We start from the raw sequence: 14,866 nt of genomic DNA, 5'->3' as shown, positions 1-14,866 counted from the left end.
TGCCTCAAATTAATAAATTGAAGTTTATTGTTTTTATTTCACTTTTGCTTTTAATACTTGATTAAAATCATAACCGCTTGGATTTTGAAAAACTTTTAGACCGAAACAGGGTAGAATGGAATAGAGGTGATCAAAGATATCGCCTTGAATTTGTTCATAGTCGATCCAAACGGTGGTGTTCGTAAAGCAATAGATTTCTAAGGGTAAACCATTTTCTGTAGGAGGTAATTGTCGTGCCATATAGGTCATATTAGGGTTGATGTTTAGATGCTGTTGTAGATAAGCAAAAACATAAGCACGAAAAGTTCCAATGTTGGTTAAACGGCGCGTATTGGCTAAGATATCATGATTTTTATCTAATTGAGCATTCCATTGATCAATTTCTGCTACTTTTTGCGTGAAATAATTTTCTAATAAATTAAATCGGGAAAGATATTTTTGTTCTTCTTTTGTGAGAAAATGGATACTTGATTGATCAATAAAAAGAGAGCGTTTGATGCGTCTTCCACCCGATTCTTGCATTCCACGCCAATTTTTAAAAGGGTCGGTCACAAGTTTGCGGATAGGAACTGAGGTGATGGTGTTGTCGAAATTTTGAACTTTAACAGTATGCAAGGCAATTTCAATAACATCACCATCGGCACCGAGATTGGGGATTTCAATCCAATCCCCAACACGAACCATATCAGTGGATGAAATTTGAATACCGGCAACGAGAGAAAGAAGCGTATCTTGAAAAATTAACATGAGAACCGCGGCCATTGCACCAAGACCGGAGAAGAGAATAAGAGGGGAGCGGTCAATCAATGTAGCGACCATTAAAATTGTTGCCACAGCAAAAAGTGCAATTTTAGCAATTTGAATATAACCTTTTATTGGTTTTAGTCGTGCTGTTGGTCGTTGTTCGTAAAGGATGTTAATGACATTGAGACAGGAAGAAATTGTCAGGACGACAAAGAAGATAATGAAGGCGTTGGCAACATTACCAATGACAGTGCTAAATGCATCGGGCAATGTTGAGATAAAATTAACACCAATTGAAAGAATAAAAGCTGAAATGATATCCGCTATGTATTGAATAGCATTATTAATATCGATCGTTGTATTTTTTGGGAGAAAAGAAGAGAGTTTTTTTGCTCCGTGAATAAGTAATTTTCGTCCTAGAAAGTTCACTAAAAGGGCAGCTATAGTAAGAATAACAAGCCAAGAAATAGCCTCTAACCACGGATATTGAGCAATAAATTCGATCACTTTTTATTCTCCATTTCTAAAAATATATGCAGTTGAGGGGTTAAAATTTTACAACTGCTTAAGAGGAAGTATTGGAATTATGCTCTAAAGTCGTTAAATATGCAAAAAAGAATTTTCAAACTCTGTGAGAGATAATGCGTTTTCCGCCCGATTTCCTTAATGAACTGCGTACGAGACTCCCAATTTCAACAGTGATTGGTCAACGGGTGGATTTTGATCCTCGAAAAAGTAAGCCTTCACGGGGAGACTTTTGGTGTTGTTGTCCATTTCATGGTGAAAAAACGCCAAGTTTTCATTGTGATGATCATAAAGGGCGCTATTATTGTTTTGGTTGTGGTGTAAGTGGAGATATTTTTACCTTTTTGTGTGAGCTTGATGGACTGCACTTTTCAGAAAGTGTAGAGCGTTTGGCTGATTTTGCGGGAATGAAACTCCCTATTTTGGATTCACAAAGTCATAAACGTCAACTGGAAAAAGCTGACCTTTATGATGTGATGAAAATTGCCACAGATTTTTTTCAATATAATTTACGCGATAAAGGAGGTATGCAAGCACGTCGTTATCTGGATGCACGTGGTGTTACACCAGAGCTTGTAGAGCGTTTCCGCATTGGTTTTGCACCGGTAAGGCGTACAGCTTTGAAAGAAGCTTTGAGTGCACGGGGCATTTCAATAAAGCAAATGGAAGAATGTGGGCTTCTCTCAGTGCATGAGGAGAGCGCGGATTCTTATGACCGATTTAGAAATCGCATTATGTTTCCTATCGAAGATTTGCGCGGACGTGTGGTGGCTTTCGGAGGGCGTGCATTAGAGAAAGAGACACGAGCAAAATATCTCAATAGCCCTGAAACAGTGCTGTTTCATAAAGGAAATATACTTTATAACGCGGCAGCAGCTCGCAAAAATAGTCGCTTTGTTGGCGATGAAAAAATTCATTCACTCCTTGTTGTTGAGGGGTATATGGATGTCATTGCATTGACTAAAGCTGGTTTTGAAGGAGTTGTAGCACCCTTAGGGACAGCATTAACGGAAGCGCAAATTGAGCTTTTATGGCAGATGGGGAAGGAACCTATTTTGTGTTTTGATGGTGATGATGCTGGTTTAAAAGCTGCCTTTCGTGTTGCTGATCGTGTGTTGCCTCTTTTAAAGGCTGGGGTTTGTGTACGCTTTGTTTTATTGCCACAAGGGAAAGATCCTGATGAAATTGTTTGTGCTGGTGGAGCACAGCTTTTTTCTTCTTTTTTGCAAAAAGCTATTCCTTTGAGTGAGCTTTTATGGTGGCGTGCTACCTATGGAAAGCATTTTGAAATTCCAGAGGCACGAGCAGCGCTAGAAAAACAACTAAAACAACAAATTTTTACGATTAAGGATGAAGATGTCCGTCGTTATTATTTGCAAGATGTAAAAAAACGCCTTTTTGATTTTTTTCGTTCCTCTTTTTCAAAACAAAAGGGGGAAGGGCGATATGGTCAATCTTCACCAAATAGGACCTTTAAAGATCAAACCTTTTCTCTGTTAGAAAATTCTGAAATAGTACGAAATTCTTCGCAATCTATCCCTTTGCGTGAAGCAGTGATTTTACTCACTTTAGCTTACTATCCTGAGTTGTGGTATGAAAATTTTGAAATTCTTTCTGAGTTAGAATTAAAAAATACTCAATTGATAATTTTTCATCAAGCTATGTTGGAAATTCTTGGGGACCAACAGCTTCATGATAAAGAGACGATGGTTGCGTTCTTAGAAAAAAGAGGGCAAAAGGCTCTGTTAGAGCGTATGAAACATCTTGTGCAAAATATTGGTATGCGTATTATTCTTGGTGGAGCCCCTATAGAAGATGCGCGTGCTATATTAAAACAAGCTGTCTACTTGCATCTTCAAGAACACCACCTACATAAGAGGTTACAGGATATTGAAGAGCAACTTGTAGAAAATCCTAAGAGTGAGGTTTTTGATCTGCTTCGTGAGGTAAAAAATGAGCTGGAGCAGATGCAGGCAACAGAAGCGTTAATTGAAGGATTTGGAAGTTGGTTGGATGAAAAAATAGACGGGAATACACAAGATACGATAAAATGATTCGCTTTTTTAATGCGAATCAGTCACTTAAATTTTAGATGAGGAAGTTTATGTGGAGTGACATTTTTATAAAGATGACAATTAAATTTTAGGAAAAGCGGGTAAATTTTAGGAAAAGCGGGAAATTGGTTCTTACGATAGGGTGCAGAGATTATCTCAGAAGGGCTGAGAGGTGTCGGGGAAACTTCTGGAGTTTTCCCGCGTTTTTGTCTGGATGTCAAGTTTGTCTGGATGTCAGGGCGTATACAAAATGTATTCTTTCCAATGGTAATCTCTTAACAGGAAGTATATATGAGTAACTATTGGTAGATTTTAGTGAGAACAAAAAAACTGGTCACATGGAAACTGTGGTGACATGGAAACTGTGAAGTGATCGAGTGGAGTTATGGTATGGCAACAAAGGTTAAACAGAAAGATAATGCAGAAGTAACAAACCAAGCGAGTTTGGATAGTCCTCTTCTTGATTTTTCTGATGATGCCATCAAGAAAATGATTAAACTTGCCAAAAAAAATGGTTACGTAACAATGGATGAACTCAATGCAGTTCTTCCTTCTGACGAGGTTACATCCGAACAAATTGAAGATATCTTGGCGATGTTCTCTGAGATGGGGGTTAATGTTGTGGATGATGAGGATGAAGTTGAGTCTGAAAATTATGAAGAAGAAGTTACGGTAGAGGGGGGTGATTTAGTAGAAGCCTCTAGCCACGCAATTGCAACGACAACGAATAAACGCGAAGTAACAGATCGTACGGATGATCCGGTGCGTATGTATTTGCGTGAGATGGGAGCTGTTGAGCTTCTTTCGCGGGAAGGCGAAATTGCCATTGCTAAGCGTATTGAAGCAGGGCGTGAGACAATGATTGCGGGACTTTGTGAGAGTCCTTTGACTTTTCAGGCTCTTATTATCTGGCGTGACGAGTTAAAAGAGCAGCGTATTCTTCTTCGTGAAATTATTGATCTTGAAACGACTTATGCTGGTCCAGAAGCAAAGCAGGCTCCTGTTATTGAGCGAAGTGAAGTTGATAAGACCGTAGAAGAAAAAATGTCTTCTGGTATACGTAATATGGGGGAGAGCGCAGGAGAGAGAAACATTGAAGACGATGATGAAGAGGACGAGGACGATGTTAACTTATCGCTTGCTGCAATGGAAAATGAACTTTGTCCTCAAGTTATGGAAACATTGGATTTTATTGCTCAAACCTATGTAAAATTACGAAAATTACAAGATCAGCATGTTGAAAGCAGTTTGGCAGAGCGTAAAGAGGGGGCCCTTACATCTTCTCAGAAGAAGAAATATATTCAATTAAAGGGTGAGTTGATTCAAGCAGTAAAATCTCTTTCTTTAAACCAAAATCGTATCGAAGCTTTGGTTGAACAGCTTTATGACATCAATAAGAGATTGATTCATAATGAAGGTAAGCTGAAACGGATTGCCAATAGCTATGGCATTGGCCATGAGGACTTTTTAAAAGAATACCAAGGGCGTGAATTGGACGCAGATTGGATGAATTATATTGCTGCTTTGCCTACACCTGGTTGGAAAGAGTTTTCGGTGCGTGAAGCAAAAGAAATCCAAAAACTGCGAAGTGAGATACAAAATCTTGCGCAAGAAACGGCTATTTCGATTGGTGAATTTCGTCGGATTGTTATGCAGGTGCAGAAAGGTGAACGCGAATCAACAATTGCAAAAAAAGAGATGGTAGAATCTAATTTGCGTCTTGTCATTTCAATTGCAAAAAAATACACCAATCGTGGTTTGCAGTTTCTTGATCTTATTCAAGAGGGCAATATCGGTTTGATGAAGGCTGTGGATAAGTTTGAATATCGGCGCGGCTACAAATTTTCAACTTATGCAACATGGTGGATTCGTCAAGCTATTACACGTTCAATTGCTGATCAGGCACGTACAATTCGTATTCCTGTTCATATGATTGAAACAATTAATAAAATTGTTCGTACCTCGCGTCAGATTCTCCATGAAATTGGACGAGAACCAACACCAGAAGAATTATCTAGCAAGCTTTCTATGCCGTTAGAAAAAGTACGAAAAGTTCTTAAAATTGCAAAAGAACCTATTTCTCTCGAAACGCCTGTTGGTGATGAAGATGATTCCCATTTGGGTGATTTTATTGAGGATAGGAATGCGTTATTACCAATTGATGCTGCTATCCAAGCTAATCTGCGAGATACGACAACACGCGTTCTTGCTTCATTAACACCGCGAGAAGAACGTGTTTTGCGGATGCGTTTTGGAATAGGGATGAATACAGATCACACGTTGGAAGAAGTAGGACAACAATTTTCAGTTACAAGAGAGCGTATTCGTCAGATTGAAGCAAAGGCACTTCGTAAATTGAAACATCCTAGCCGTTCACGAAAATTGCGCAGTTTTCTCGATTCTTAAATAAAGGAATTCGTGTGCATTTTAATAACTTCCTCCTTCTTCTTAATGAAGGGGGGAGGTGTTTCATGTTGTACTTGGATACTTTCTTGAGAAAAACATAGGAAGAATTTGAACAATCTAGAAAGTTTGCGATGTTTAATGTTTTTCTTAGCTTTGGGGCTTTATACTTCTCTGTCTCAAAAGAATAGATATAGGGCAAAGGGTGGTTATGGAGTAGAGAGTAGGGGGCTTTCAAGAAATGAACGATAAAAACATTACCTTGTGTATAGCGCGGCTCGTTTTTAAGAAATGAGATCTATTAGGAATAAACTTATATTGCAACATACGGACTTTTTGATGAAAAATGTATATTCTTTGCGGAATTTTTCTATCATTTTAGGTGACGCATTTTATTCTTCGTTAAGTTTACAAAGAGATGTTTCAATAGGTTATGTTCATTTATATGCGCTATTTTTGAATATTCTCTTTTTATTCAGATAGCTTTTAAGAACATGGTTTAAAGTATACATTGAGTTGAATCTTTTTAAGAGACAGAAATAGATGAAATTATAGAAATTAAACGTTTCATTTTTTATAGATCGTCTTAATTAAAAAAGGTGTGTCTGAGTTTATGAGTGGAGAACTTCCCTTTTGGAAAGTAAAAAAATTAGAAGAGATTTCCATTTCTGAGTGGGAGAGCCTTTGTGATGGCTGTGGCCGTTGTTGTCTCCATAAAGTTGAGGACGATGATACGGGTGACCTTTATGCAACCAGTATTGCTTGTCGTCTTTTAGATGGGCAAACTTGCAGGTGTCGAGATTATGCTCATCGTAAATCAATTGTACCAGATTGTATATCGCTAGATATTACGATAGTTAAAACAGCGCGTTGGCTTCCAGAAAGTTGTGCTTATAGATTAATTTATGAGGGAAAAGATCTTCATTGGTGGCATCCATTGGTATCAGGGGATTGTCAGACGATACATACAGCGCATATTTCTGCACGCGGACAAATAGAGATTTACGAAGACGAATTATTATCTGAGGAAGATTATCTTTATCATATTACTGGTCTTCTACGTGAAGGCCAGTAATATGATTTTTTATACAACTTGTTTGTGACTTAATCGATCGCAAAGACTACAGTGACGCTCACGTTATAATTTAATTCACCACCTGCAAAATTTGTATTTGCGTAGCTTACATCTGCTGCTCTACTCATGAGCCGTGGTGTTGGGTGATAGTAATCATCCTTTTCATTGATTTCAATAATTTTTCCTAATTTTAAATCGGCTGCTTGCGCTATCGTTTGCGCTTTTTCAATGGCTTCAGTAATGGCTTTTTTACGTGCTTCTTGATAAAATGGCTTTGTATCTGCGTTGGTAAAAGTAATGCCGTTAACTGAATTAACACCTAGTGTCATCGCTTGATCAAAGATTTTACCAGCATTGGTAAGATCACGAATGCGCACGGTTAAAGAATTTGAAACATGATAGAGTTTTTCATTATTCTTTTTTTCGTGGTGTTTATCAGAGGTCGACTGATAAATGGATAAGCCTGATGTTTGCAAATCATTTTCTTGGATGCCATTGTTTTTAAAAGCGTTTATAATATCATTGATGGATTGATTATTGGAAGCTAATGCCTTTTGGGCAGTTTTGTCATAGGTAACAACGGCTAGATTAATAATGGCCATATCCGGTGCTGCTTGACTTTCTCCGATTGCTGTCACTGTAATCGTTGCATTTTTCATTTTATTTTCTTCAGCATAAGCACGTACAGTCAACGATGTGGCTAAGAGTGTAAATGCTAATATAACTGTTTTAACCAGAGAACCCTTCAGTGGTTGAATTTTCTTTTCTATCATATCTATACCTTTATATTTGTCAGTTAATTATTCTCTCATTTTTAAGAGTTTTTGTAAAGAAATTAGAGCACTGAAAAAAAAACCAATAGAAAAGAGAAAAAGATGGGTTATAATCTTTGTCAGCTCTTGTATCATAGGGCATTTTAGTTTAGAGAGAAACAACCTATGTGGGGCCTGTAGCTCAATTGGTTAGAGCCAGCGGCTCATAACCGCTTGGTTGGGGGTTCGAGTCCCTCCGGGCCCACCAATAGGGAAATGTCCAATAGAAAAATGGATCGCTTATATAAAAGTTTTGAGATTCTACCTTTTTTGTTTTTTATTTATTTTCCTGTTTGTTTTAGAAGCTTTTGGTCGTTGTTTGTTGCAGTTTTTTCTCTCAGTCGCTTTAATATGATGGTATGTTTTCTTAGTCTCATCAAAGGAGTTCTCTCATTTGCAACCTTTTAGCATTTGGATTAACTGATATGGGGCGCTATTTACTTTCTTAATTCATATACTGTTTTGTACTTTTTCTGTGTGGTGTTCTTCATAAAATAGAAGGCTAAAAGCTTCATTGGATAAGTTTATTTATACTTGTTCTGCAAATAAATAGACCTCAATAAAACCAATTTTAAAGATTGGACCTGTTCAGAACAAATGGCTCAAAAAACATTTAGTGTAAATTTGCTTTTTTCTTAAGTGATGCTAAGGTCTTTTAGACGTTCGAATAGCATCATCGTGATGAAAGGTTAGTGTATAAGAGAATGTGATCTATGGGCATTCATATGTATCATGGGGCAACGATGATAATAACATTTGTTGATATTTTTTTCCCAAGAAAGGAATTCTATTTGATATTTTGAGAAATATTGTTCATAGTAACGGTGGCGTGTTCTCTGAAAAGAATTTTATTAATTGTTCTTTGAAAAGTCAATTGAGTGATTATTTCTATCGCTTTGCATCATCCAGATTCTATTGTAATAAGCATTTTATTATTCTGTAAGAAATATTTTCTATGATATTGGAAAATTCATTAAAATGCCATTTTCTGTTTTTGTGTATTTTTTGCTTAATGTTTAAATTATAGAGTTTTCATGTGATCCGAATTATTATTGAAGAACAGACGTCTTTTTTGATTTTACTCTCATAAGGAATTGGCAATATTGCGGTAACCCTAGCACTTTTTTGTATTGCTAACATTTTTCTCGTATTGATCGTATAGAAAGTTTTATCTTTATTATGAGTTTTTCTCTTATGAAAAATTATTGGCAGGGAGGGTGTTTTTTTGGAAAAGTATACTTTTTCTTCAAAGTCATACTTTGAAAATATAATTCTTCATAATTTGCATAAGGGAATTTCTCTCTTGTTGTAAATCTGTATAAAATTTACGTACAAAGATTGTGCGTGGTGATTCGTTTTATTTTTTAATAGTATCATTTTTGCTTATGATAGAGACTTATATTAGTATTTACAAGGGGCGTTTAGAGGGGAGGTTACCTGTAAACGTGTTACAGAGTTTTAGGTAATGTGGCTCTGTTTATAAGAATTTATTCCTATAACATTGTTATATTCTTGCTTTGCAATATTGTTAAAAAAATATAGATGGTGCTATGTAGAATAAATTGTGATGTATTTTTTTCAAAAAGCTTTTTCGTGTTCTCTTATATAGAGTTCAGGAGTGTCTTCAGGGATATTTTCACATTAGTTTTTATTGGTCCGAATCGCAAGATCTGCGTAACATTATTCGCGTTTTTGATAGATTATACCAATTTTCATAAGAAGGTCTGGATCGTGTGATGCTTTCTGTTTCACCATGGTGCATGACTAATAGAACTTCATCTGATTTTGTAAAATAAGTTTGTACACAATTGCTTCCATACTGCCTATTGCAAATATTTTTTTCTAAGGTATGAGATATATTTTAAACGCTTTAGCGTTATATAGTGTGACTACATGGAGTATGACTATGAAGAATGATAAAAAATTTGAAACAACTTTATCTGATATTATTGTGAAATGGGAGTCTTTATCGACGTCTCAAAAGCAAGCGATATTGGATAAAGTAGAAAATTCTACAGATTCTACAGATTCTGCTCATTCAACAGAACATTTAAGGCTTCAATCTTCTTTTTATCTCCAGACGAAATCAAAGTTATGAGTTTTAAGTCTTCATCGGAGATGTTGAAACCAGTTATTACATATATGGCACTAGCATTTCCCAGTGTATTCAAAATAGCCATGAGTTTATCTACAGAAGGCCTCTTGCCTCCATTTATCATTTGTTGGACGTAATTTTGTCCACAGCCTGCAGCTCTGCTTATTTCAATCATTGTTCGTCCGTCACTTTTTATTAATTCAACTAAGCGTTGGAACCAATCTTTTTCAGTCTTTGTCATTTTTAGACCTTTACATATTTACGCTATAGCGTTAATATTGCGTTGCGAATCCAGAATATATGATACAAGGAGCGTGAAAATATCCATGTGTAGCTCTTCGCTAAGGAAGCATATAGAGTTGTTTTTAACTAATAACAAAATGTCCCCATACACTTTCAGATTCGAATCAATAAAAATGGTTGCTTAGTTCCACGGTTGTGAAAAAGTAAATGTGTATACCAGAAAGGGCGATACACACTCGTATGTTTATGAGATTTCACTATGATAGTATACGTAGCAGCATTATAAATCAAGATATACCCCAACATCAGAATTTGTAAAAAAAATTCTGCGTTGAGGTAGTGTGTGAATATAACGAAGCTTTAGAGCCTTAAGAGATAGGATAATGGCTGTAGAAAAAATGTAAATTGCATAGACAAAGAATACTGATTTCTTCTTTATTGTAATAAATTAGATCACTATCAGATGGTATATCGTATATATGCGTAAAAAAATGGGAAATATCAAAAAAGTGATCTTGGATATTTTATTAAACAGGAAGGTAATCTGATCCACAAAGGTGGTTGTTTGGTAGAATTGTACATTCGATCAATGCCCTTATGGCGATGAATGTGTTTTTATGATGCTGCGGTTTATAATGAAGTCTGTGTTTATAATGATATTGTTATTGATAACAATGCATTAACATATGGTTGTTTAGTTGTTCGTAAGAGTTCGCATGTTTATGAAAAATAAGAACTTTATCGTTATTTGAATATGAGTGGAGATGCATATGTTTATGCTAATGCGGTCTTTTTTGATCAAGTTTTGAATGCTCAATGTATTGAATTTTGTGGTGATACTCGTGATTTTAGAAAGGCTCGAGTTTATAATGATGCTTTAGTTTGTGGTGATGTAAAGATTTGTGGGAAGGAAAAATTTTACAGAAATGCTGTGCTTTGTGACACTGAAGATTTTTGTAATAATGAAAAACTTTCATATATAGCCGCATTCCTCATGGCGTAAAAAAGGAAGATAGGAACGATTTGGGCAAGGCTTGTATGATTGGATTGCGTCGTTAGTTTTATTTGACGTTCCTTATTTTTTGTATTTTGTGTCAATAAACGTGTCGCAAATAATTGGTGTGAGTGTAGATTTAGCCGCTTTCAGAGATTTGTTTGCGTCATTTATCAATGCTTTAATGGAGAAAATAAGAACGCCGAGAGTGACTGTTCACACTTGGAAAATGCAATTTATTGCATTCTTTTTTTGATTGAGGATGAAACAAATTGGTCAAGATGATCACTTGAGCGACAATTAAGGGAGATCCAAATGAGTGTAAACGAAATTTTATTGGGAGCAATGATTGTTGTTTTGTTGTGCAGTGGGGTTATATTTCGGTTTTCTTTATATTATCGCAGTCAAGTGAAAATTTTAAAAGAGGAATCTAGAAGAATAAAGCATGAGTTTTTAAGAGATTCTATGAAGATGACTGAAGAACGAGATAGGGCTATTAGAGAGCAAAGTATGGTGATTAAAAGACGTGACCAAGCAATTGAAAAACTGAAAAAACAAATTAAGCAATATGAAAAAAATGAAAAGAAATATAAAAAAATGCTTAAATCTGAAGATGATAAAGAGTGATTGTATTCATATTTTGCATTAAAGGGTTTGGAAATGTGTTAGGAAGATTGGAATGACGAGAGAGATAAACTTTAATGAAGCCAATTATGGTGCTGATGGAGAGATTGTATTGGAAGAGAATATTCAAGTTTACTCTGATTTTATGACAACATTTAAGTTTATAAGACAGAGCGTCGTTGATCATAAAATAAGAGTTTATGATGATAAACCAGTTTATAGGTAGGCTGGTTATTAAAAAGCGCGTCTATACAATCCAGCAATTTTATATTATTACTGGAAACAATTTTGCACGTTCTTTTTAGATGTAAGGTATAAATGCTACGATAGTTTCAGCTAATAGGTATAAAAAATTGCATGATAATAGAAAGAAAGAGATATTTGCTTTTTATGAAGATGAAATGGGTAAGTCAGTTATGATTATCAGATACAGAAGAGGAATATGAACGTAAAAGATATTAATATCTTGTAGAGTACATATATTTCTCATTGATGATTTATCTTCTCTTCATGTGCGTTTATTTTTTATGAAAAATACAAAACTTAAAAGATTTTCTTTTTGATAAAGGCTATAGAGATTTGAGTATGATTGAAAATAAACATATAATCTGTAAGAATATGACTGTTATTTGTGAGTGTCAGAAATAATACAGAACTTCCTCTCATTGAGGGGAAATCAATCACTTTTCATTTATCACAAAAGTGACTCCCATACCATTATACAAAATAGACGCTTGTTTTAATGGTAAAGAACGTTAGGACTGTAGTTCTCTAATAAGAGCCTTATGTGTAATTTCTTTTATTTGCTCAATATTGATTAGGATATCTTGTTTTGTTGGATAACCTTTACTAGAAAAAGCAATTTTTTGTGCATCTCCTGAGATTAAACGCCAGTACCATTGATTGTGAACTCCTTGAAACACCTCAAAATACATGCTTCCCACCTCATAAAATAGCTGATAATTTTCAGGATAAATATTTAACTAATCCGCTTGTAAACATTAATGTATGTCTCTCTAGGAAGTCGTCAATATATTCCCCTTAAATTTTCTGACCTTAAAAAATAATTTCTATGAGAGCTATTATTCTTTTAACAAGAAAAAATTTATTGTCAATAAGATATGAATGAGAATTTTATACTATAAAATTATTTTTTTTAATTTAAAGACACTATACTTTCATTTACAACGCAAATATTTTTCTGTCGTTACAGAAAAAAAGTTTATAAATTATATAAAATTTCACCAGCAAGGATAAAGTAAAAAATACTTTTTTCCATACTGGTAGAGTTTAATCATTTCTTGTTTTTTCTTTTTAAATAGACGTTTATTGATTAGCTATAACCTCTTTTTGGGATACGCTTCGAATGAGTAAATCAATGAATAAGCTAAGGGTATAAGAATTGGCCATTTTAGCTTTCATATCGATAAGAGAGGTTGTAGTTTTAGGGTTAAAACCATTTGATAAACCTTGTCTTGACAAATATTGCTGCAATTTTTCATAAGAACTGTCGATTTTTTCTTGATTTAGTTTTTCGTTACGATCACTATCGGCAAGAGTTTCTTCCAGCCCCTCGATTTTTTTAATAAAATAATTCCAGTCAAAATCACCTTTTGTATATTCGGTGTCAAACATTTTTCCTTGTCCAGTTAAAAGCCAATTAATATTGACACCATATAACGTGCGGTATGTTTGTAAGACACTAAGATTGGGTTCTCTCTCTCCACGCTCATAAAAAGCAATGGAATTTTTTGTCATGCTAAAACTTTTAGCTAAGGTTTCACGTGATGGATCGCCTAAAGCAAGACGTACATAACGTAAACGTTTTCCAAATATGGTTTTTGATTCAGTTTCAGGACGTGCCACGAATTATCTCCCTCGGTAAATCATCATGGTATAAATCATTAAATAATAAAAGCACACTATGTATTAATATTCTATGATATAATGTCAATATTATAGCTTTAATTTCTTGTTGTTTTTTTTATTTGTGTAGATAGAAAGCAATCTTGCACTTATTGTATTGACAATTGATATTCACTTCAAAACAAAATTCCTTGTTGCTACATTTGTCTCTTGCTTTTTTTGAGAGAATTTTCATGTAACTTTACCATATATATTCTATACACCTCTGCATTAATAGATGCAACTTTAAAGAGATGCAAACTTTGGATTGGTACTGGGTGTGCTTAGATGAAGTAGAAAATAAACTTTGAGGAATGATCATGGCCCTATTACGCTATTTTGGGTTTGCTTTTTTTTTCACGATTATTGGTGTCTTTTTAGGAGGGGTTATTGGTTGGTTTGAAACGGAAAGTATTACTGGTTTTCTTAAATATTTTTTTATTTGCTTTGTTTTAGGAGTTTTGGAAATTTCTTTATCTTTTGATAATTCTATTATCAATGCGCGTGTTCTTAGTAGAATGAGTCCATTGTGGCGTCGTCGTTTTCTTATGTGGGGCATTTTGATAGCTGTATTTGGGATGAGAATTGTTTTTCCATTATTGGTGGTTGTCGTTGCTGTTGGGATTAATCCAATTGCGGCAGTCAAATTAGCGATATGGGAACCACATCGATATGCTGAAGTTTTAACCGATGCGCATATGGGGATTGCTGCTTTTGGAGGAACTTTCCTTATGATGGTTGGCTTAAAATATTTTTTTGATTCTGAAAAAAAAGTGCATTGGCTTAATGTTATAGAGAGACCTGCTCAAAAGTTTGGGGCGCTTGTTGGAATTGATATTGCAATTGTTTTGATTTTGATCTTATTGGTTTCAGGTCAGATTGACGCAGAAAATAAAATAACTTTTTTATTGGCAGCACTTTATGGACTTTTGACCTTTATCGGTGTTGAAGTTGTCGGTCATCTTTTGGATACTCCTCAAAAGACTTTAACAACAGTAGCTCACGGGGGAGTAGGGGCGTTTCTTTATTTAGAAGTTCTTGATGCTAGTTTTTCTTTCGATGGCGTGGTTGGTGCTTTTGCTTTTTCACACAACCTTTTTATTATTGCGATAGGTCTTGGTATCGGAGCATTTTACGTTCGTTCTATGACAATTATGTTGGTTGAATCAGGAACGTTATTGCATTATCGTTATTTAGAGCATGGTGCTTTTTATGCAATTCTAGTTCTTGCAGTGATTATGTATCTGCAAACGATTATATCGGTTCCTGAAATTTTAACAGGACTTGTGGGAGTCTGTATTATTGGAATGGCATTATATTCTTCGATTCGTTTTAAGCATCGTCAATTGGATAAACATGTTGTATCTAAGTAATGGAGATCTCTTCCTTTTT

Annotated in this window: 14 protein-coding genes and 1 tRNA gene; 10 read left to right on the top strand and 5 right to left on the bottom strand. The window is 35.0% G+C overall.

All coding sequences use genetic code 11. The features are described 5' to 3' along the window. Nucleotides 1-33: 33 nt before the first annotated feature. Nucleotides 34-1,251, bottom strand: coding sequence for a mechanosensitive ion channel family protein (locus ACFINO_RS04160; RefSeq protein WP_375633034.1), 1,218 nt, complete (start codon nt 1,249-1,251; stop codon nt 34-36). Between the two features lie 134 nt (nt 1,252-1,385). Between ACFINO_RS04160 and dnaG the strand changes: the two genes are divergently transcribed. The 3 genes from dnaG to ACFINO_RS04145 all read left to right on the top strand — a co-directional run bounded on the left by dnaG (nt 1,386) and on the right by ACFINO_RS04145 (nt 6,801). Beyond that, nucleotides 1,386-3,323, top strand: coding sequence for a DNA primase (dnaG, locus tag ACFINO_RS04155; protein WP_375655113.1), 1,938 nt, complete (start codon nt 1,386-1,388; stop codon nt 3,321-3,323). 390 nt (nt 3,324-3,713) lie between these two features. Next, nucleotides 3,714-5,729 (top strand): RNA polymerase sigma factor RpoD, encoded by a 2,016-nt coding sequence (gene rpoD, locus ACFINO_RS04150; RefSeq protein WP_375611971.1) that lies wholly within the window; start codon nt 3,714-3,716, stop codon nt 5,727-5,729. Nucleotides 5,730-6,339: 610 nt separating this feature from the next. Further along, a complete protein-coding gene (locus ACFINO_RS04145; RefSeq protein ID WP_375634634.1) occupies nt 6,340-6,801 on the top strand; it encodes a YcgN family cysteine cluster protein in 462 nt (153 codons plus the stop codon). Between the two features lie 29 nt (nt 6,802-6,830). Here ACFINO_RS04145 and ACFINO_RS04140 read toward each other — a convergent pair whose 3' ends face one another. Beyond that, entirely contained in the window at nt 6,831-7,574 is a 744-nt protein-coding gene (locus tag ACFINO_RS04140) for an SIMPL domain-containing protein (RefSeq protein ID WP_375633029.1), read from the bottom strand. Between the two features lie 170 nt (nt 7,575-7,744). On the opposite strand from ACFINO_RS04140, the gene ACFINO_RS04135 reads away from it, so the two are divergent. Together ACFINO_RS04135 and ACFINO_RS04130 are read left to right on the top strand one after the other, a co-directional pair. After that, a tRNA-Ile gene (locus ACFINO_RS04135) sits at nt 7,745-7,821 on the top strand. A 1,698-nt stretch (nt 7,822-9,519) separates the two neighbouring features. After that, nucleotides 9,520-9,711 carry a hypothetical protein gene (locus ACFINO_RS04130; protein WP_375633027.1) on the top strand — a complete coding sequence of 64 codons (192 nt, stop codon included), beginning with the start codon at nt 9,520-9,522 and terminating at the stop codon, nt 9,709-9,711. Here ACFINO_RS04130 and ACFINO_RS04125 read toward each other — a convergent pair. Beyond that, on the bottom strand, nt 9,635-9,949 hold the full coding sequence (locus ACFINO_RS04125; protein ID WP_007347852.1) for a helix-turn-helix domain-containing protein: 315 nt from the start codon (nt 9,947-9,949) through the stop codon (nt 9,635-9,637). The genes ACFINO_RS04130 and ACFINO_RS04125 overlap by 77 nt on opposite strands. Before the next feature lie 609 nt (nt 9,950-10,558). On the opposite strand from ACFINO_RS04125, the gene ACFINO_RS04120 reads away from it, so the two are divergent. The 4 genes from ACFINO_RS04120 to ACFINO_RS04105 all read left to right on the top strand — a co-directional run bounded on the left by ACFINO_RS04120 (nt 10,559) and on the right by ACFINO_RS04105 (nt 11,795). Continuing rightward, nucleotides 10,559-10,684 carry a hypothetical protein gene (locus tag ACFINO_RS04120; RefSeq protein ID WP_375613352.1) on the top strand — a complete coding sequence of 42 codons (126 nt, stop codon included), beginning with the start codon at nt 10,559-10,561 and terminating at the stop codon, nt 10,682-10,684. A 15-nt stretch (nt 10,685-10,699) separates the two neighbouring features. Beyond that, entirely contained in the window at nt 10,700-10,954 is a 255-nt protein-coding gene (locus ACFINO_RS04115) for a hypothetical protein (RefSeq protein WP_375634632.1), read from the top strand. A 306-nt stretch (nt 10,955-11,260) separates the two neighbouring features. Then, a complete protein-coding gene (locus ACFINO_RS04110; protein ID WP_375613354.1) occupies nt 11,261-11,572 on the top strand; it encodes a hypothetical protein in 312 nt (103 codons plus the stop codon). Between the two features lie 52 nt (nt 11,573-11,624). Further along, nucleotides 11,625-11,795: a hypothetical protein gene (locus ACFINO_RS04105; protein ID WP_375621377.1), complete on the top strand. Its 171-nt coding sequence runs from the start codon at nt 11,625-11,627 to the stop codon at nt 11,793-11,795. Nucleotides 11,796-12,324: 529 nt separating this feature from the next. Here the strand turns inward: ACFINO_RS04105 and ACFINO_RS04100 are convergent. Next, complete coding sequence (locus ACFINO_RS04100; RefSeq protein WP_142416545.1) at nt 12,325-12,504, bottom strand: DUF1508 domain-containing protein; 180 nt, start codon at nt 12,502-12,504, stop codon at nt 12,325-12,327. 391 nt (nt 12,505-12,895) lie between these two features. Further along, nucleotides 12,896-13,435 (bottom strand): helix-turn-helix domain-containing protein, encoded by a 540-nt coding sequence (locus ACFINO_RS04095; RefSeq protein ID WP_375611979.1) that lies wholly within the window; start codon nt 13,433-13,435, stop codon nt 12,896-12,898. A gap of 359 nt (nt 13,436-13,794) precedes the next feature. Here ACFINO_RS04095 and ACFINO_RS04090 point away from each other — a divergent pair, with 359 nt between their 5' ends. Beyond that, a complete protein-coding gene (locus tag ACFINO_RS04090) occupies nt 13,795-14,847 on the top strand; it encodes a DUF475 domain-containing protein (protein ID WP_375655112.1) in 1,053 nt (350 codons plus the stop codon). The last annotated feature ends 19 nt before the right edge of the window (nt 14,848-14,866 follow it).

It is taken from the genome of Bartonella sp. AA83SXKL, from assembly GCF_042196965.1.
Lineage (GTDB): Bacteria > Pseudomonadota > Alphaproteobacteria > Rhizobiales > Rhizobiaceae > Bartonella.
The sequence above is the reverse complement of the archived record's forward strand: the minus strand, read 5'-3'. Positions and strand labels throughout refer to the sequence as shown.